The organism is Agrobacterium bohemicum (assembly GCF_002896715.1).
Classification (GTDB): domain Bacteria; phylum Pseudomonadota; class Alphaproteobacteria; order Rhizobiales; family Rhizobiaceae; genus Agrobacterium; species Agrobacterium bohemicum.
In genome coordinates this window covers 538,367-556,082 of record NZ_PGEL01000027.1, presented here as the reverse complement: position 1 = coordinate 556,082, position 17,716 = coordinate 538,367, and the positions used below count along the sequence as shown (strand labels likewise).

Here is a 17,716-nt window from a genome sequence, read left to right as displayed (position 1 = left end):
TGATGCCGCTTTTGTTATTGACGGGTAGTGTCATGTCCCACATCTCCACACACATGACCTGCCGTTGTCCGACGGCACCATAAGCTCATCGACATCTATTGTGCACGACACTTTAAAATACCATAAATATGTTGCACCAATTGCTGGTGGTGCAGCCATGTGAAGGAGTGATGCCTCTCATCACTTTTCATCATTNGATTGTGGTGTGGTTCGCTGGTTTTATGGTGCTGCACATTCACTTATTGGAAGGATCGGCCATGACATCGAGAACCCTCTATTCGCTGTGCGGTAGTGACGACGCGCGTCCCTTTTCTCCCCATTGCTGGAAAACCGTTTTGTCACTGGCGCATAAGGGGTTGGAGTTCGAAGAACGTCCGCTGGCCTTCACGGCCATTCCAGGTGTGGAAAACGGGTTCTCCAAAACTGTGCCGGTTCTTCGCGATGGTGATCAACTGATAAAAGACAGCTTCGAAATCGCACTCTATCTGGATGAGGCCTACCCGGACGCGCCGACCCTTTTCAACGGGGAGGGTGGTAAAGCTCTCTCCCGCTTTGTTGAAAACTGGTCGCAGACGCAGCTGCACCCGGCCATCGTCAAAATTGCGGTGCTCGATATCCACGACATGCTGGATGAAACGGACCGGGCGTATTTCCGTGAAAGCCGCACGAAGGCGCTTGGGCGAACGCTGGAAGAGGTGATTGCCCATCGCGATGCGGAAATTGGCGCCTTTCCAGCGAAGCTGGAGCCGATCCGCCGCATGTTGAACATCCAGCCGTTTATCGGTGGGGACAGCCCTTTGTTCGCCGATTATATCGTGTTTGGTGCCTTGCAATGGGCGCGCATTACCGCTGGCGTCGATCTATTTGGCCAGAAAGACCCTGTTCGTGGCTGGTTTGACCGCTGCCTCGACCTGCATGGCGCACGGGGGCGCAGTGTGACAGCGGCATGAAATGTGCCGCCCCTGTGGGCAAATCCGGGCATCCCCCTTGTTTNCAGGCCTACGGGCGGTTAAACACCGCCCACTTTCTTTCAAGGACAAGGATACGGACACATGGCGATTGAACGCACATTTTCGATGATCAAGCCGGACGCAACCAAGCGTAATCTGACTGGCGCCATCACCAAGGTATTTGAAGACAACGGCCTGCGCGTCATCGCGTCCAAGCGCGTCTGGATGAGCAAGCGCGAAGCCGAAGGCTTCTACGCCGTTCACAAGGAACGTCCTTTCTTCGGCGAACTGGTTGAAGGCATGACATCCGGCCCGACCATCGTTCAGGTTCTGGAAGGCGAAAACGCAATCCTGAAAAACCGCGAAATCATGGGCGCAACAAACCCGGCCAACGCCGACGAAGGCACGATCCGCAAGCAGTTCGCTCTTTCGATTGGTGACAACTCGGTTCACGGTTCTGACGCCCCTGAAACCGCAGCTCAGGAAATCGCCTACTGGTTCGCAGAAACCGAAATCGTCGGCTGATTCAATCTGGCAGGAAGCGGAATCGCCATCTCAGGCATACGCTTCAACTGATTGAGATCATTCAAAAANGCCCGCAGATACGACCTCTTTATTGAGGTAACGATCTGCGGGCTTTTGCTTTTNGGTGGGCTTTTGTGAAGAGATTAACCGTCGGTGCCGCGCTGCTGGGTGATTGTCATGGCGAAGACACCGTTGCCGACGCTCCAGTCCGAATAGTCGTTTTCGTGCATGAAANTGAAGACATCTTTCGGAGATACGGATGCGTTTGCTTCCAGATTTCTAGTGATAGCCGCATACAGCGCACGCTTCATGGCATCGCTTCGTCCTCTACGCAGGGTGATCTCAACGACGATCACGTTCTCGGAACGCGCAATGCCATTGAAGCTGCGGTCGAAGAAAAACTCGCCATCGCGGTACTCGCTGACCAGATTGAACAACTCATCCTGGGGCATGCCGATACCTTCGACCAGCGCGTCATGAATGCTTCTGACGATATCCCGCTTACGTGATGGCTCGATTCCTGTTGGTACCGCTGTTCTGACAAATGGCATGTTCGTTTCCCTTATGAGTGATGCGAGGAAATATCACATAGGAGAACAACGCTATATTGACGTTATAGCCGATTCAATGTGAGTTAAACTCACATGAAAAATCGCAAGAACTTACCTGTGGCAGCGCTGCGTGCCTTTGAAGCTGCTGCACGTCACGGGCGGTTGACTGCCGCGGCTGAGGAACTGTCTGTCACGCACGGAGCGATCAGCCGACATGTCAGCCAGCTGGAAATGCTCATCGGTACGGAGCTTTTCGAGGGGCCAAGAAACCGACCGAAGCTGACCGCCGAAGGTCGAGTGTTCGGCTTTGCGCTGACGGCGGCGTTCGATCAGATGGAGGATGCGCTGCGTATCGTCGGGCGCGGCGATGACAGTATTCTAGATGTTGCCTGCCTCAGCACATTTGCCATGCGCTGGCTCATTCCGCGCCTTCACGATTTCACAGCGAAATATCCTCGCTATGATGTTCGTCTGGCAACCGACGATCGCCTGCCGCGAACCCAGATTGACGTTCAGATCTTGGTTTTAGCACCGAATATTGCGCTGCCGGAAANCTGCTCGCCTCTGTTTCAGGAGCAGCTCGGGCTCATTATCGCCCCGAAATTGCGAATGATAGGGCAAGCGGCGTCCATCCCGACGGTGCAATGCTGCCTCGATTGGAGACGAGAACGCGCCCGCATGTATGGAAAGAGTGGGCTCGGCTGACCGGCGAAGAAGAGCATGGCACTGTCGCAAGAACGAGAATTTTCGATCACTATCACCTGACCATTGAGGCGGTCCTCAACGGTTTGGGTGCGGCGATCGTGCCATGGCATCTGGTCACCGGAGACATTGAATGTGGTCGCCTGGTCGCGCCTTATGGCTTCTTGCAGAGCGAATATCGATATGTCGTGAAGGTTGAGCGCCCTGGACGGCGCAAGGCGGAGCACTTTATCGGATGGCTAAGAGACGCAATTGCTGAGTTTCCCGCGCCGCCTTAAAGCCACTTGTCCTTTGCCGTATCGTCAGCATCCTTGGCGGCAATCCAGTCACCCGCCGTGCCGTCCTTGGCATGTTCTTTTTTCCAGAACGGAGCGGCGGTCTTGAGGTAGTCCATGACGAAATTTGCCCCATCGAAAGCGGCCTGGCGATGGCGGGAGGCGGCGATGACGAGGACGATGTTTTCGCCGGTGTCTATGCGGCCATGCCGGTGGATTGCGGTGAGGCCGAGAAGCTGGAAGCGCTCGATGGCGAGTTTGGCGATGCGTAGCATTTCCGCTTCCGCCATGCCGGGATAATGCTCCAGTTCCAGTGCCGAAAGCGCGCCGCCATCATCACGGCAAAGGCCGGTGAAGGTTACGACTGCGCCGATGTTCTTGTCTGTCTGTGTGAGCAACCGTGCTTCTGCCGCCGCATCGAAATCCTCGACCTGGACGCGGATGGTAGGCTCGACAGTCACCGGTCAACCACCCGTCATGGGCGGGAAAATGCCGATTTCACGCGCGCCGACGATGCTCTCATCATGGTCGATGTGTTCCTGATTGACTGCAACGCGGATTACATCGGGAAATTCAAACGCTGCCTCGTACTCTTCGCCAAGCGTAGTGAGATAGGTGATCAATTCACGCGCCGTGGTGACCTCTGCTGGCAGATCGATATCGTCCTCGGATTTTCCGATCCGCTCACGCACCCATGCGAAGTAGACGATGTGAACCATCAATCGGCATCCACGATGTGCTTGAGGCCAGCCTTGAAATAATCGTAACCGGTGTAGATCGTCAGCGCTGCTGCAAGCCAGAGCAGGCCAATGCCAATTTCAGTCGTGTAGGGCAGAACCTGATCTCCCGCAGGACCCGCCAGCAGAAAGGCGATGGCGACCATCTGGATGGTGGTTTNCCACTTGGCGATCTGTGTGACCGGGACGGAAACCTTCAGCGCCGCCAGATATTCCCGCAGACCGGACACCAGAATTTCACGGCAAAGAATGGTAATCGCCGCCCAGAGAGACCAGCCTGCGATAGTGCCGTCTGCCGCCAGGAGCAACAGAATCGATGCGATCAGCAGTTTGTCTGCGATAGGGTCCAGCATACGTCCGATATTCGACGTCTGGTTCCAGATGCGTGCGAGATAGCCATCGAGAAAATCGGTAAGCGACGCAATGACGAACAGCCATAGAGCCGTCCAGCGCGCAAAATCCGAACTTTCCAGCTTTCCTTCGATGAAGAAACACAAAACGATGACCGGGACCGCCAGAATGCGGCCATAGGTCAGGAGATTGGGGATGTTGTACGCGCGCGAAGCCATGGGGAACCTGTCAGTCTGTATAGAACGTTGATGCAGCCCTGAGAGGCAAGCGTCAACACCCTATTATGTTTTTTNGCGGGTGTTGCCCGAAAGCGCGGGCATCAGTCTTTGCTGCTCTCGTGGAAGTGATTGTAAACCATTCGCGCCACCGTCTCGGAAATGCCGCCAACGGCCATGAGGTCACTCAATGCCGCACGAGATACTGCTTTCGCCGTTCCAAAATGTTGCAGCAGCGCCCGTTTGCGACCGGGGCCGATGCCGGCGATTTCATCCAGCGGGTTTTTGATCATTTCCTTCTTGCGGCGGGCGCGGTGGGAGCCGATGGCGAAACGGTGCGCTTCATCGCGCATGCGCTGGAGGAAATAGAGAACAGGGTCGCGGGGCGGCAGCGAAAAATCGCTGCGGGTATCGGTAAAGAAGCGTTCGCGACCGGCATCTCGGTCCACGCCTTTCGCCACGCCGATGGCCGTGACGCAGTCACGAATATCGAGCTCGTCCAGGATTTNGCGCACCGCCGACATCTGGCCTTGGCCACCATCGATGAGGATGACGTCCGGCCAGGCAGGGAAGGGCATGTCGGCTGCATCTTCCGGCGAAACGCTCTTGTTGCGATCCGGTTTTCCTTCTTCTTTCAACAGCCGTGAAAAGCGTCGCGTCATCACTTCGCGCATCATGCCGAAGTCGTCGCCGGGCGTGATGTCGGTCGATTTGATGTTGAACTTGCGATAGTGCGCTTTGGTAAAGCCATCCGGCCCCGCCACGACCATGCCGCCTACGGCGTTCGTACCCATGATGTGGGAGTTGTCGTAAATCTCGATGCGGCGCGGCACATAGGGCAGGGCGAAGGTCTCGGCAAAACCTTTCAGCAGTCGGGCCTGTGAAGAGGTTTCAGCCAGCTTGCGGCCATGCGCCTCGCGGGCATTGGCCAGAACATGGTCGGCTACGTCCTTCTTCTCTCCACGCTGTGGCACGGAGATGGTGACCTTGTGGTTCGCCTTTTCGCTCAAGGCTGCCGCCAGCAATTCCTGCTCATCAACCGTTTCTGACAGCAGGATTTGTTTCGGCACCGGCTTGTCATCGTAAAACTGGGCCAGGAAGGCGTTGAGAATTTCAGAGCCGGGTAGGGAGGGATCTGCCTTTGGGAAATAGGCGCGATTGCCCCAGTTCTGGCCGGTGCGGAAAANGAACACCTGAATGCAGGACACGCCGCCCTCATGGTGGATAGCGAAAACATCCGCCTCCTCGATGCCAGAGGGATTGATGCCCTGATGGCTTTGCACATGCGAAAGCGCAGCCAGGCGGTCGCGGTAGATGGCTGCGCGTTCGAAATCGAGGTCTTCGGACGCTTCATTCATCTGGGACGCGATTGTGGCCTTCACGCTCTGGCTTTTGCCGGAAAGGAAGTCCTTCGCCTCTTTTACCAGCTCGGCATAGCCCTCATCACTGACCTCATGGGTGCAGGGTGCGGAACAGCGCTTGATCTGGTGAAGAAGACAGGGGCGAGTGCGGCTTTCGAACACGCTGTCGGTACAGGTGCGGATGAGGAAGGCGCGTTGTAGCGAATTGATCGTCCTGCCAACGGCACCGGCAGATGCGAACGGGCCGAAATAATCGCCCTTGCGCGCCCGCGCGCCGCGATGCTTGAAAATGGCAGGAGCGCGGTTATCAGCAGTGATCAGAATGTAGGGGAAGGATTTATCGTCGCGCAGCAGAACATTGTAGCGTGGGCGCAGACGCTTGATGAGGTTTGCTTCCAGCAGCAAAGCTTCGGTTTCCGTGCGGGTCGTCACGAATTCCATATGGGTCGTCAGCCGCACCATCTGGCCGATGCGGTTGGAATGGAAACGTCCTTGCGCATAATTGCCGACGCGCTTCTTCAAGGAGCGCGCCTTGCCGACATACATCACGTCGCCGGCCTCATTGAACATGCGGTAGACGCCGGGNCTGTTGGGCAGGTGTTTGACGAACTCGCCGATGAGATCCATGCCCTTCAGGCCGGATTCGTTTTTCCAGCCCGCATTCCAGTCCATGGCAGCAGCCGAATATTCCCCTGCTGCCTCGCCGGTGGAGGGGGCTACATCGTCTTCATCATCGTCGTTGTCATCGAAGAGAACACCGCCATCGGGCAGCTTCTTTCCGTTCATTCAGGTATCTCCGCCACATCCGGGGTTTCCCAGCCAAGGTGCTGGCCACCGTCGAGTGTGATCATCTGGCCGGTCATCGACGGCGTGTCATATAAAAAGCGAATGGTCCGACCGAACTCATCCGGTTGCGGGCCACGCTTTAATATAAGGGCGTCGATCTGCGCCTGAAAGTGCTTAGGCTCCTGTCTTTCACTTTTAAACGACGGGCCGGGGCCGATGGCGTTGACCCGCACCCGCGGCGCGAAGCTCTGCGCCATGGTTTTCGTGGCCGTCCACATGGCTGATTTCGACAGCGTGTAGGAATAGAAACGGGGCGTAAGCGCCAGAACGCGCTGATCGATGATGTTGACGATGAGGCCCGACGCATCCTTCGGCAATTGCCGCACCAACGCGGCTCCGAGAATCGAGGGTGCACGGACATGAACGGCAAAATGCGCGTCGAAGGCCGAGGAATCGAACTCATCAGCACTGTCATGACGGAACACGGATGCGTTATTGACGAGGATTCCAATGGGTCCAAGCGCAGAATTTGCGCTTTCCATCAATTTTTCCGTCGAGTCCGAATTTTCGAGGTCGGCCTGTACGACGGCCGCTTTTCCACCTTTTNGCCTTATTGTGTTAGCGAGTGCTTCAGCTTCAGCCAGAGAAGAGCGTGCATGCAGGGCTATCGCAAAGCCTTCCGCAGCAAGATACTCCGCTATCGCGCGACCCATGCGGCGCGCGGCCCCGGTAATCAATACGGTTTTCGGTATAATCTCTTTCAAAGCTAATCTACGCCCTGCTTATGCCTCTGGTAACGAGGGATATAGGTCCAAAGGTTGAGTTTTGCACAGCACGAGGGNTGATTATACAGAATTATCCAGACGCGATGCGTTCGAAGTAATTTAATTTAAATACATGTAAAAANCCGCTCTTCTTAAGTTAACCGTTCATTATCCTTAATAGATTTTTGTGTCATTTTAGCAACGTCCCATTTCTGTCACGTCGCTGCCCCAATCAATTCACATTTTGGCTGTGTGATCTCCTCAATCACCCATCATTTNGATCATCAGTCGGGCAAGGGAACAAACTGTTTTACACCGCGTTGGGAACATGTGTTTGAGCACCCNGCGGGTATGAAANGGAGAATAGCATGCGTACTATCGTTGCAACACTTATGGCGACCACAATGGCAGCTGCAGCGTTTTCAGCAGCAAAGGCAGCCGACGCTGTAAACGAAGTGCCGCAGGCACCTGTCGCTTACGAGCAGCCAGCCCCTATCAGCAACTGGTCTGGTGCGTACCTCGGTGCGACCGCCAACTACGACTGGGGTCGTTTCACCGGTAACGGCGGCGATCGTGATGCCGACGGCTTCGGTGGCGGTCTCTATGGTGGTTACAACTGGCAGAGCGGCCAGCTGGTTTACGGTGCAGAAGCTGACGTCAACCTCGGCGACAACAAGGGTTCTGCTGGAGTTGGCAATCTCGGCGAGTCTCTCGAAGGCAAGCAGGGCGTCAACGGTTCGATCCGCGCCCGCGTCGGTTACGACATGAACCCGTTCCTGCTCTACGGTACAGGCGGTCTGGCCATCGCTGACCAGAAGGTTAGCAACTCCACGTCCAGCGACAGCGCAACAGCACTCGGCTACACAGTTGGTGCCGGTGTAGAAGCCATGGTGACCAACAACATCACGGCTCGCGTCGAATACCGCTACAGCGACTACCAGGATAAGGACTACTCGCTGGATACCGGTAGCGTATCTCGCGGCTTCGACGATCATAGCGTTAAGGCTGGTATCGGCGTAAAGTTCTAATCCCATCAGGGATGGATGTTAAAAGCCGGGGTTCGCCCCGGCTTTTTTCGTTTTTGTTTTACGGTCGCAAAAANCAGATGTGGCGGGACGGATAAAACCGCCCCGTGTTTTGTTTCAGGCTGGTGCTTTCATCTCGGCATAATCCTTGAAGCGTTTGCCGAATGTCTCAGGCCAATCCGCCAAGGTCTTGCGACCGCCAGCCCATTCGCCTGCGAAACGCAGATCGAGATAACCAATCATCGCCGCAAGCGCGAAGTGACCGCCATGCAGCTTCTTGCCTGTCTTGGGCAGATTCGCATTGAGGTAGTCCAAGCCCTTGACCACCTTGCTCCACTGCTTATCGATCCATGGCTGGTGGACCTTGTCCTCGGGGCGGGAGCGGCGCTCGTAGACGATGGCCAGAAGGCAATCCATGATGCCATCACACAGCGCCTCCAACACTTCCGCTTCGGTGCGCTTCTCGCCCTTTTTCGGGTAGAGCTTTGCGCCCGAAAGACGGTCCAGATAATGCATGATGGCGACGCTATCATAGACCGAGCCACCTTCATCCAGAATCAGCACCGGGATTTTGCCCAGAGGATTGTTGTCCATCAGGGTTGCCGGTTGGGCGCTGGTGTCGACGCTTATACTGGTCACGTCGATGTCGAGATAACGCGCGGCCATACGAACTTTCGCGGAGTAGGGGGAGGCGGGCGAATAGAGCAATTCCATGGGTATTCTACCTTTGGGGTTTTAGCGGATGGGTATGATTTCAGTGGTGTTTGAACGGCAGCCTTTGCGATCTACCTCCGGGCAAGTCCGAAAGCCGAGGTCTTTGTTCATGCAGATGCGGATTTCTTCCAGCCTCGACCCTTCGCAGCTTATGGCGAGACCCTGTTTCGTCATGCCAGGATTTTCCGCAACGAATGCGCTTTCGACGGCATCTGCGGAGAGCGTTTTGCTGCTGGCGCCGGATGATATGTCTTTTGGCAGTTTCACGCGCTGATAGGCGGCGCGGATCGTATCGAGATAATCCTTTNGCGAGAGACCGCTGCACGACCCATGCTTGCGCCATTGGTGGCCGATGAGACCCATGGACGGCATGATGTCGAACATGCTGCGGCCAAGGCTATCAGGCACAAGCTCCTGTTTGTCCTTGCCGCAAANTTCGGGATAGCCACTGTCATTCTGCGGCCAAAGGCCGTGGACGATGAACCCGTATTTCCGATTGCTGCCGCATTGCTGGCGGCTGTTTNGTCCAACGTCGCTGGCGCAAAATGCGGGTGACCACGACAATGACAGCACGTAAAANTCAAANCCTGAACCAACGGGCGGCTGTGGCGTTTGCACAGTCACAGGCTCAGTTACCGAAACTGTGACTGGCTGCTGTGGCATTTCCGGGCTTTTCACATCGAAGATGACCCAACCTGCCGCAGCCAAGGCGAGGGCACCCAATGCAATAAAACCGGCATATTGTTTCATTGGGCCAATTGTCTTTCCGTGCCGGTGATGACGAAGTCTTGATCGGTATCGGCTTTTATACCATCCCGCGCTTGTGGCAAACAGGCGACCGAAAANTGAAACATCGATGATAGTCTTTGTTGAAACGGAGCTTGTATAACGAATAAGCTGAACGAATCCGGCAAAATGCCACGCGCCCGGGTGGAGGAGTAAGTCCAGGCATGCCCGTATGAAATTGAAAAAGTACATCTGGCCTGTCGTGGGCGTGGCGACCATCGGGTTTTCCGTCTGGCTGCTGTATAAGGAACTGAAGCACCTTTCACTGGACGACGTTTGGGGCAGTCTCGCTGCCATCAATCCGCATCACTGGTTGATGTCGGGGCTTTGCACACTCGTCGCCTATGCCGCACTGGCAGGATATGACAGGATTGCCCTGCAACATCTCAAGCGCAAGGTCGGTTGGCTCTTCATCACGCTGACGTCTTTTACCACCTACGCCCTGTCGCACAATGTTGGCGCATCGGTGTTCTCCGGTGCCGTCGTGCGCTACCGTGCCTATACTTCCAGAGGTCTCAGCGTTTCGGAAATCGGAGTGCTGGTAGCCCTATGCTCTTTCACCTTTGCCATCGGCACCATCATGCTCATCGGCTTTATTCTGGTGTACGAGCCTGAGATAACCGAGCGCTTCGTCGGCGTTTTNGCCCGTCGAGGCATCTGCGACGACTGGCGTTATTTNGTTGGGAATCGCGGGCCTTTATCTGCTTGGCAGCCTGTTCAAGCTCCGCCCATTGAGAATAGGTTCTTTCACGCTCTTCTATCCAGCGCCGCACCTCGTCATACAGCAACTGGTGATCGGCCCCATCGAGCTGCTGGGTGCCGCGGGCATCATCTATTTCGCTTTGCCTGAAGCGGGAAATCCCGGCTTCATGGTGATTCTGGGCATCTTTCTGATATCATTTNCCGCAGCTCTGATATCGCACGCCCCTGGCGGGTTGGGGGTGCTGGAGCTGGTCTTCGTCACCGGCCTGCCGGACATGAACCCGGCAGATGTTATCGCGGCGCTGTTGGTTTTCCGCCTGTTCTACCTTATTATTCCCTTCATCATCGGCCTGTTTATCATCCTCTTTTNCGAGAGGTCACAACTGGCCGTGGCGGAGCGTGAAGAGCGGCAGGCGGAACTGAAGTAGCGCAGCTACTCGCCGCGCAGCCAGAATGCGCGGTGCGAGGCATACCGGTCCTGCGCCATCGTGGCTCTGAGAACCGGCAAAATCGTGTGCAACTCATCCTTCAGCGTGAAGGGCGGGTTGACGATGATGAGGCCGGAGCCACTGAGGCCTTCCACCCGGTCGCTGCGAACGGAAAGCTCGGCGCACAGCATTTTCGGGATTTCGTAGGACTGAAGAAGCTCGTGGAAGTCCTTGATTGGAGCGCTTTTTTNCAGCGGGTACCACAGGCAGTAGGTGCCGGTCGAAAACCGTCGATAGGCCTTGTGAAAGCCATCGGCCAGTCGCTCATATTCGTTGTCTTTTNCAANTGGTGGATCGACCAGCACGAGGCCACGCTTTTCCTTGGGCGGCAGATGCGCGCCAAGCGACAGCCAGCCGTCGAGTTCCGTCACGCGTGCCTGATAGTCACCTTCAAACAGACGTGACAGCGCACGGAAATCATCCGGGTGCAGTTCCATGGCCGATAACCGGTCCTGCGGGCGAAACAGCATACGCGCAAGCTTCGGCGAGCCGGGATAAAACTGGATGCCGCCGTCAGGATTGAGGTCTCTGACCGCCGTCAGATAGGGTTCAAACAGTTCGGCCACCGCTGGCGGCAGGTCTGCGTCCAGCAATTTGCCGATGCCGGTCTGCCATTCGCCGGTTTTCTGCGCTTCCACGGAGGACAGATCGTATAGACCGATGCCCGCATGCGTATCCAGAACGCGGAACGCCTTGTCCTTGTTCTGCAAGTAGCGCACGAGCCGCGCCATGACCGCATGTTTGAGAACATCGGCAAANTTGCCAGCGTGATAGATGTGCCGATAGTTCATGCGCGCCGATGCCTTTTATGAATATTCTTGATGGTCGTCACTTGGCCCTTTTGGCCGGATTACCTTTGCAATATACAAANGTCATGAATGATGCGACCCCGATTTCCGCCAAAGCCGTGACTGGTGCCGTCAGCATCGGTCACACCGTCTGTCCACACGACTGTCCAAGCGCCTGCGCGCTGGAGGTGGACATCACCGCCGATGGCCGAATCGGCCGTGTGCGGGGTGCCAATGCCAACACCTACACCGCTGGCGTCATCTGCGCCAAGGTGGCACGCTACTCGGAGCGGATCTACCATCNGGGCCGGTTGCTGACCCCGAAACGCCGCAAGGGCGCAAAAGGCGCGGGGGACTGGCAGGAGATCAATTGGGAGAACGCTCTCGATGAGATTGCCGACGCTTTCGTCAAGGCGGAAGCAAAGCATGGTGCGGAAGCCATCTGGCCGTATTTCTACGCCGGAACCATGGGGCAGGTGCAGCGCGACAGCATCGAGCGGCTTCGCCACGCCAAGAAATATTCCGGCTTCTTCGGCTCCATCTGCACCAACATGGCCTGGACGGGTTACGTGATGGGCACCGGTGCCNTACGTGGCCCTGACCCGCGCGAGATGGCGAAGGCCGATGTGGTCGTCATCTGGGGCACCAATGCCGTTGCCACGCAGGTCAACGTCATGACCCATGCGATCAGAGCCCGCAAGGAGCGCGGCGCAAAAATCGTGGTTGTGGATATCTACGACAACCCGACCATGAAACAGGCAGATATGAAGCTGATCGTGCGTCCCGGCACGGATGCGGCCCTTGCCTGCGCCGTGATGCACATCGCCTTCCGCGATGGCTATGCCGACCGTGCCTATATGGCGAAATTCGCGGATGATCCCTCGGGGCTCGAAGCACATCTTGCATCCAAGACACCGCAATGGGCCGCTGATATTACCGGGCTCTCGGTGGAAGAAATCGAAGCTTTTGCAAAGCTCGTCGGCACCACGCAGAAAAGTTTTTNCCGTCTCGGTTACGGTTTCGCCCGCCAGCGCAACGGTGCCGTTGCCATGCATGCGGCATTGTCCATCGCCACCGTGCTGGGCTCCTGGCAGTATGAGGGCGGTGGTGCGTTTCACAACAATGGCGACATCTTCCGGCTGAACAAGGCGGAACTGATGGGCACCGCTTACGCCGACCCTAACGTGCGCCAGCTCGACCAATCACAGATCGGTCGTGTGCTGACCGGCGATGCCGAGGCTCTGCGCTATGGTGGGCCGGTGACGGCGCTGCTGATCCAGAATACCAATCCGGTCAATGTCTGCCCGGAGCAGCGGCTGGTCAAACAGGGTTTCATGCGCGACGATCTGTTCGTTGCCGTGCATGAGCAGTTCATGACCGAGACGGCAGAGCTGGCCGATATCGTGCTGCCCGCCACCATGTTCCTCGAACATGACGATATCTACCGCGCCGGTGGCCAGAACCATATTCTGCTCGGCCCAAAACTGGTGGAGCCGCCCGAAACTGTCCGTACCAACCTCTTCGTCATCGAGGAACTGGCGAAGCGCCTCGGCGTCTCCGATATGCCGGGCTTCGGCATGACGGAGCGTGAGCATATCGATCTCATTCTGAACCCGGGTGGGTGGGGTGATTTNGACAGCCTTGCCGAGGAGAAATGGATCGACGCGCAGCCGCCGTTCGAAGTCGCGCATTATCTCGAAGGCTTCGGCTATGCGGATGGAAAATTCCGCTTCAGCCCGGATTGGCAGAGCGGCCCTTCACCCAACAAGCCGCCTAAGAATGTGCCTGTCATGGGACCGGTGGCGGAACTTCCGAAATTCCCGGATCAGGTGGATGTCATTGAAATGGCCGATGCCGAGCATCCGTTCCGGCTGGCGACATCACCTGCCCGTAACTTCTTGAACTCAACATTTGCCGAGACGAAGACGTCCGTTCAGAAAGAAGGACGGCCGGAACTGATGATCTGTCCTGCCGATGCCCAACGCTTGAACATAGCGGATGGTGATGTCGTGCAGATCGGCAATGGACGCGGACAGTTGCGCATTCACGCGAAGATCGTGGAGGGTGCGAAGGCAGGTGTCCTGATCGCCGAAGGGCTCTGGCCGAACAAGGCGCATCTGGATGGCGAGGGCATTAACGTGCTGACGGGTGGAGACGCCGTTGCGCCCTATGGCGGCGCGGCATTTCACGACAACAAGGTTTGGCTTAAGACATTTNAACAGGACTATGGAATGCAGAAATTCGGCAATGCGACGATTGAAATTCTGAAAGACGAGACGCTTTCAAAAAACTGGTACCACCTTCGCAACATCACTTACAATTACACAAACTCCAAAGGTGAAACGAAAACACTGAAGCGCGAAGCCTATGATCGCGGCAACGGCGCGACCATTCTGCTCTACGACCCGAAGATAGACAGCGTGATTCTGGTTCGCCAGTTCCGTGTGCCAACCTATGTGAATGGCTATCACGGCTGGCTGCTGGAAACGCCCGCAGGCTTGCTGGATGGCGATAACCCGGCAGATGCCATTGCCCGTGAGGTTATGGAGGAAACCGGCTATAAGCTGCGCGACACACGCTTCCTGTTCAAATCCTTCATGTCGCCGGGTTCGGTCACGGAAGTTCTGCATTTCTTTGCTGCGATTGTCGATGCGACCGACCGTGTAGAAGAAGGCGGTGGTGCCGCCCATGAAGACGAAGACATCGAAGTCGTTGTCATTCCATTGGCAGACGCCATGAAGATGATCGAAGACGGTGATATCTGCGATGGCAAGACCATCATGCTGTTGCAATGGGCAGCGCTTAACCGGGCGTCCCTGACGCAGTGAAATCGATGGAGTTTGATGTGGACGAGATAGCGACTGACAAATTGGCGAGACCCCGTGACGACGACAGGGTCAAGCTGATCTCGAAAGAGACCGTCTGGAAGCGTTTCGTCCACCTGCAGACGCTGGTGTTTGATCAGCGGATGCCGGATGGCCGCGTGATCCACATCGACCGCGAAGTGCACGACCACGGCAGCGCGGCCGCGATCCTGTTGTTCGATCCCGCGAGAGACGCTGTTGTTCTGGTCCGCCAATTCCGCCCCGCCGCCTTCGTAAATGGCGATCCCAGCTTCATGCTGGAAGTCCCCGCAGGCCTCATCGATGACGACCAGCCCGACGAAGCCATCCGCCGCGAGGCGATGGAGGAAACCGGCTATGCGGTGAAAGACGTTCAGTATCTCTTCGAGACATATGCCAGCCCTGGCACGTTGACCGAGAAAGTCGGACTGTTTTACGCTCGGGTCAATCTGGAGGAAAAAGCCGGGATTGGCGGTGGTCTGGATACGGAAGGCGAGGACATCGAGGTCCTGTCCATTCCGCTGAACACGGCATTCAATATGATCACGACAGGTGAAATCACCGACGCGAAGACGATTATCCTGTTGCAGTGGGCGATGCTGAACCGGGCGAGACTGTGAGCTTAAAGCCGTCCCGTATCCATCCGTTGATGCAAANTACGAACGACATTGACCGTCCTGCTGTTTTCCTTGAAGAAAATGACATGCGAGCCAGCAAGCGTTTTGCGGTAATCTGTGCGAACGTGTTCGGCGGACTGAGAGATAATTGACCCATCGGTGAGCCCTTCGATTGTCTTACGTATCAAGTGAACATAGATTTCGGCTTGTAAAANCGCCCCAGTTCTTCTCCGTGTAGTCCCAGATCAACTCCAGATCGATTTGGGCTTTCGGTGTAAGAAGATAAGTCCTCATCCAGCGTTTTTCTTTCGCTGAACAAATGTATCGAAATCAAATGGGGCAGCAGAACCGGAATTTTCTCCTTCAATAAGGGCAGCTCTTAAGTTGCTCAATTCCGCCTCTCGCTCCTCCAAGAGCCGCAAGCCAGCGCGAACGACTTCACTCGCCGACGTAAAGCGGCCCTGTTCGATCTGCTGTTCGATGAAGGCGTCGAAATGATCGTTGAGATTAACTGACGTGTTCTTTCCCAAGGGCGGTCTCCTATCCGGGAGGCCGAATGTACCAAAANTTGGTAATCAAGGAAATGCCGTTCAGACCGAAATAAGCTGCTGCGCGGCGTCATAGGCATCGTCGCCACGAATGGCCTTGCCGCCCTCCATCCGCACCTTGCCCTCTGCGAGCAGCTTGAGCGCCAGAGGATAAAGCTGGTGCTCCACGGTTAGAACACGTGCGGCGAGGGTATTTGCGTCATCGCCTGCCAGAACTGGCACCGCAGCCTGGCCGATGACCGGGCCTTCGTCCATGCCTTCAGTTACGAAATGCACGGTACAGCCGGTGATCTTCGTGCCGCTTTCGATGGCGCGTTCATGGGTGTGAAGGCCGGGAAATAGGGGAAGTAGCGAAGGGTGGATGTTGATGATGCGGCCTTCATAGGGTGCGATGAAATCGCCGGAGATGAGGCGCATGTAACCGGCGAGGCATATGAGGTCGGGGGCGATTTCGCTCAGCGCCGCCAAGATGGACGCCTCGTGTTCCGCTTTGTCTGCATAGGTCTTGCGCTCGAAGACGAGCGTGGGAATGCCGAACTCTTGAGCCTTCGCAAGCCCGCCTGCCGTTGCCTTGTCGGAAATCACGCAGGCGATTTCCGCCGGAAANTCCGGGTCCTGGCACGCCTGCGCCAGAGCCATCATGTTGGAGCCGCTGCCGGAAATGAAAACAACGACGCGCTTGCGGGCAGGGGCGGGGCTCATAGACCGAGCGTGCCCTTATAGATCGTGCCATGTCCATCTTCCGCACGAGCGACCATACGGCCGAGGGCAAAAACGGTTTCGCCTTCGGCAGTCAGCGCATCGGTCACGGTCTGGGCGTTTTCTGCGGAAACGACGACAATCATGCCGACGCCGCAGTTGAAGGTGCGCAGCATTTCGTTGGGGGCAACGCCGCCGGTCTTGGCAAGCCATGAGAAAACGGCGGGAACCTTGATAGCGTCGAGATCGATTTCAGCCGCCAGATGCTTTGGCAAAACGCGTGGAATGTTTNCCGGGAAGCCGCCGCCGGTGATGTGCGCCAATGCCTTGAGGGCACGGGTTTCACGAATGGTTTTCAAAAGCGGCTTTACATAGATGCGCGTCGGAGTCAGCAAAGCTTCGCCCAGCTTCTTGCCATCGGCGAAGGGGGCGGGGGCGTCCCAGTCGAGACTGGAGATCGAGACGATCTTGCGCACCAGCGAAAAACCGTTGGAGTGAACGCCTGAGGAAGAAAGGCCGAGAATGACGTCGCCTTCGGCAATATCGCCTGCCGGCAGAAGCTGACCACGTTCGGCGGCACCCACGGCAAAGCCAGCAAGGTCGTAGTCGCCATCCGAATACATCCCGGGCATTTCAGCGGTCTCGCCGCCGATCAGCGCACAACCGGATTCGCGGCAACCTGCCGCGATACCGGTAACGATCGCCGCACCCTGATCCGGGTCCAGCTTGCCGGTTGCGAAGTAGTCGAGGAAGAACAGTGGCTCTGCGCCCTGAACGACGAGATCGTTGACGCACATGGCAACGAGGTCAATGCCGACAGTGTCGTGGTAGTTCGCATCGATTGCGATCTTGAGCTTGGTGCCAACGCCATCATTGGCAGCCACCAGGACCGGGTCTGTGAAGCCAGCGGCTTTCAGATCGAACAAGCCGCCAAAGCCACCGATTTCACCATCCGCGCCGGGGCGGCGGGTGGAGCGCACGGCTGGCTTGATCTTCTCGACCATCAGGTTTCCGGCGTCGATATCCACGCCTGCATCGCTGTAGGTAAGACCGTTCTTGCCTGACTGGCTCATGGCTCTTGTCTCCACTGGTTCCGTATGGCGTCGCCATTCGCATGAGACGGGTGCCGATGCAAGTATGAGCGCGGTAAAAGGCAGGTTTTTCACGCCTTTTGGATGTTTTTGTCCTATTGTCATGGGAAAGATCAGCGGTTACGAATTTGGCAAAGCTGCTACACTTGACCAGCCCGGTGCGCACATCCTATCTCCTAGCGATGGCGTGACACTCTA

The 17,716-nt window shown here is 56.5% G+C and carries 19 protein-coding genes and 3 pseudogenes; 9 read left to right on the top strand and 13 right to left on the bottom strand.

The window, feature by feature from the left end:
* Positions 1 to 257 precede the first annotated feature (257 nt).
* Positions 258 to 950, top strand: coding sequence for a glutathione S-transferase family protein (locus CUC55_RS18195; protein ID WP_067644263.1), 693 nt, complete (start codon positions 258 to 260; stop codon positions 948 to 950).
* A gap of 102 nt (positions 951 to 1,052) precedes the next feature.
* The gene (gene ndk, locus CUC55_RS18190) at positions 1,053 to 1,475 is read left to right on the top strand and encodes a nucleoside-diphosphate kinase (protein WP_067643876.1); all 423 of its coding nucleotides are present in this window, start codon (positions 1,053 to 1,055) and stop codon (positions 1,473 to 1,475) included.
* A 143-nt stretch (positions 1,476 to 1,618) separates the two neighbouring features.
* Here ndk and CUC55_RS18185 read toward each other — a convergent pair whose 3' ends face one another.
* Positions 1,619 to 2,026 carry a tautomerase family protein gene (locus CUC55_RS18185; protein WP_103088715.1) on the bottom strand — a complete coding sequence of 136 codons (408 nt, stop codon included), beginning with the start codon at positions 2,024 to 2,026 and terminating at the stop codon, positions 1,619 to 1,621.
* Between the two features lie 93 nt (positions 2,027 to 2,119).
* On the opposite strand from CUC55_RS18185, the gene CUC55_RS18180 reads away from it, so the two are divergent.
* Positions 2,120 to 2,731 (top strand): LysR family transcriptional regulator, encoded by a 612-nt coding sequence (locus CUC55_RS18180; RefSeq protein ID WP_103088714.1) that lies wholly within the window; start codon positions 2,120 to 2,122, stop codon positions 2,729 to 2,731.
* Positions 2,671 to 3,006, top strand: coding sequence for a LysR substrate-binding domain-containing protein (locus CUC55_RS23685; protein WP_082760120.1), 336 nt, complete (start codon positions 2,671 to 2,673; stop codon positions 3,004 to 3,006). Before CUC55_RS18180 ends, CUC55_RS23685 begins: the two co-directional genes overlap by 61 nt.
* Here CUC55_RS23685 and CUC55_RS18170 read toward each other — a convergent pair.
* The 5 genes from CUC55_RS18170 to CUC55_RS18150 all read right to left on the bottom strand — a co-directional run bounded on the left by CUC55_RS18170 (position 3,003) and on the right by CUC55_RS18150 (position 7,217).
* Complete coding sequence (locus tag CUC55_RS18170; protein ID WP_067643868.1) at positions 3,003 to 3,464, bottom strand: molybdenum cofactor biosynthesis protein MoaE; 462 nt, start codon at positions 3,462 to 3,464, stop codon at positions 3,003 to 3,005. The two genes, CUC55_RS23685 and CUC55_RS18170, sit on opposite strands and share 4 nt — an antisense overlap.
* A gap of 3 nt (positions 3,465 to 3,467) precedes the next feature.
* Positions 3,468 to 3,722, bottom strand: coding sequence for a molybdopterin converting factor subunit 1 (moaD, locus tag CUC55_RS18165; protein ID WP_067643865.1), 255 nt, complete (start codon positions 3,720 to 3,722; stop codon positions 3,468 to 3,470).
* Positions 3,722 to 4,309, bottom strand: coding sequence for a CDP-diacylglycerol--glycerol-3-phosphate 3-phosphatidyltransferase (gene pgsA / locus CUC55_RS18160; protein ID WP_103088713.1), 588 nt, complete (start codon positions 4,307 to 4,309; stop codon positions 3,722 to 3,724). Before pgsA ends, moaD begins: the two co-directional genes overlap by 1 nt.
* A 101-nt stretch (positions 4,310 to 4,410) precedes the next feature.
* The gene (uvrC, locus tag CUC55_RS18155; protein ID WP_170063911.1) at positions 4,411 to 6,453 is read right to left on the bottom strand and encodes an excinuclease ABC subunit UvrC; all 2,043 of its coding nucleotides are present in this window, start codon (positions 6,451 to 6,453) and stop codon (positions 4,411 to 4,413) included.
* Positions 6,450 to 7,217, bottom strand: a complete 768-nt coding sequence (locus tag CUC55_RS18150) for an SDR family oxidoreductase (protein WP_103088712.1) — start codon at positions 7,215 to 7,217, stop codon at positions 6,450 to 6,452. The genes uvrC and CUC55_RS18150 overlap by 4 nt, the downstream gene beginning before the upstream one ends.
* Before the next feature lie 368 nt (positions 7,218 to 7,585).
* Here CUC55_RS18150 and CUC55_RS18145 point away from each other — a divergent pair, with 368 nt between their 5' ends.
* Positions 7,586 to 8,245 carry an outer membrane protein gene (locus CUC55_RS18145; protein WP_067643854.1) on the top strand — a complete coding sequence of 220 codons (660 nt, stop codon included), beginning with the start codon at positions 7,586 to 7,588 and terminating at the stop codon, positions 8,243 to 8,245.
* Between the two features lie 114 nt (positions 8,246 to 8,359).
* Here CUC55_RS18145 and CUC55_RS18140 read toward each other — a convergent pair whose 3' ends face one another.
* Positions 8,360 to 8,956, bottom strand: a complete 597-nt coding sequence (locus tag CUC55_RS18140) for a glutathione S-transferase (protein ID WP_067643851.1) — start codon at positions 8,954 to 8,956, stop codon at positions 8,360 to 8,362.
* Positions 8,957 to 8,977: 21 nt separating this feature from the next.
* Positions 8,978 to 9,619 (bottom strand): ribonuclease T2 family protein, encoded by a 642-nt coding sequence (locus tag CUC55_RS18135; protein ID WP_425352872.1) that lies wholly within the window; start codon positions 9,617 to 9,619, stop codon positions 8,978 to 8,980.
* A gap of 295 nt (positions 9,620 to 9,914) precedes the next feature.
* Here CUC55_RS18135 and CUC55_RS18130 point away from each other — a divergent pair.
* Positions 9,915 to 10,872, top strand: a pseudogene (locus CUC55_RS18130) (lysylphosphatidylglycerol synthase domain-containing protein).
* Between the two features lie 5 nt (positions 10,873 to 10,877).
* Here the strand turns inward: CUC55_RS18130 and CUC55_RS18125 are convergent.
* Positions 10,878 to 11,723, bottom strand: a complete 846-nt coding sequence (locus tag CUC55_RS18125) for a 23S rRNA (adenine(2030)-N(6))-methyltransferase RlmJ (protein WP_103088710.1) — start codon at positions 11,721 to 11,723, stop codon at positions 10,878 to 10,880.
* Between the two features lie 17 nt (positions 11,724 to 11,740).
* Between CUC55_RS18125 and CUC55_RS18120 the strand changes: the two are divergent.
* The 3 genes and pseudogenes from CUC55_RS18120 to CUC55_RS18115 all read left to right on the top strand — a co-directional run.
* A pseudogene (locus CUC55_RS18120) lies at positions 11,741 to 13,930 on the top strand (molybdopterin oxidoreductase family protein); the annotation flags it as partial.
* 21 nt (positions 13,931 to 13,951) lie between these two features.
* The gene (locus tag CUC55_RS23260) at positions 13,952 to 14,548 is read left to right on the top strand and encodes an NUDIX domain-containing protein (RefSeq protein WP_067643835.1); all 597 of its coding nucleotides are present in this window, start codon (positions 13,952 to 13,954) and stop codon (positions 14,546 to 14,548) included.
* A gap of 17 nt (positions 14,549 to 14,565) precedes the next feature.
* A complete protein-coding gene (locus CUC55_RS18115; protein ID WP_245303752.1) occupies positions 14,566 to 15,183 on the top strand; it encodes an NUDIX domain-containing protein in 618 nt (205 codons plus the stop codon).
* A 2-nt stretch (positions 15,184 to 15,185) separates the two neighbouring features.
* On the opposite strand, the pseudogene CUC55_RS23680 reads toward CUC55_RS18115, so the two are convergent.
* The 4 genes and pseudogenes from CUC55_RS23680 to purM form a co-directional block, all read right to left on the bottom strand.
* Positions 15,186 to 15,394 (bottom strand): annotated as a pseudogene (locus CUC55_RS23680) (type II toxin-antitoxin system RelE/ParE family toxin); the annotation flags it as partial.
* Between the two features lie 76 nt (positions 15,395 to 15,470).
* Positions 15,471 to 15,710, bottom strand: coding sequence for a type II toxin-antitoxin system ParD family antitoxin (locus CUC55_RS18105; protein ID WP_067643828.1), 240 nt, complete (start codon positions 15,708 to 15,710; stop codon positions 15,471 to 15,473).
* A gap of 60 nt (positions 15,711 to 15,770) precedes the next feature.
* Complete coding sequence (gene purN / locus CUC55_RS18100; protein WP_103088708.1) at positions 15,771 to 16,430, bottom strand: phosphoribosylglycinamide formyltransferase; 660 nt, start codon at positions 16,428 to 16,430, stop codon at positions 15,771 to 15,773.
* Positions 16,427 to 17,500 (bottom strand): phosphoribosylformylglycinamidine cyclo-ligase, encoded by a 1,074-nt coding sequence (purM, locus tag CUC55_RS18095; RefSeq protein WP_103088707.1) that lies wholly within the window; start codon positions 17,498 to 17,500, stop codon positions 16,427 to 16,429. Before purM ends, purN begins: the two co-directional genes overlap by 4 nt.
* Positions 17,501 to 17,716 lie beyond the last annotated feature (216 nt).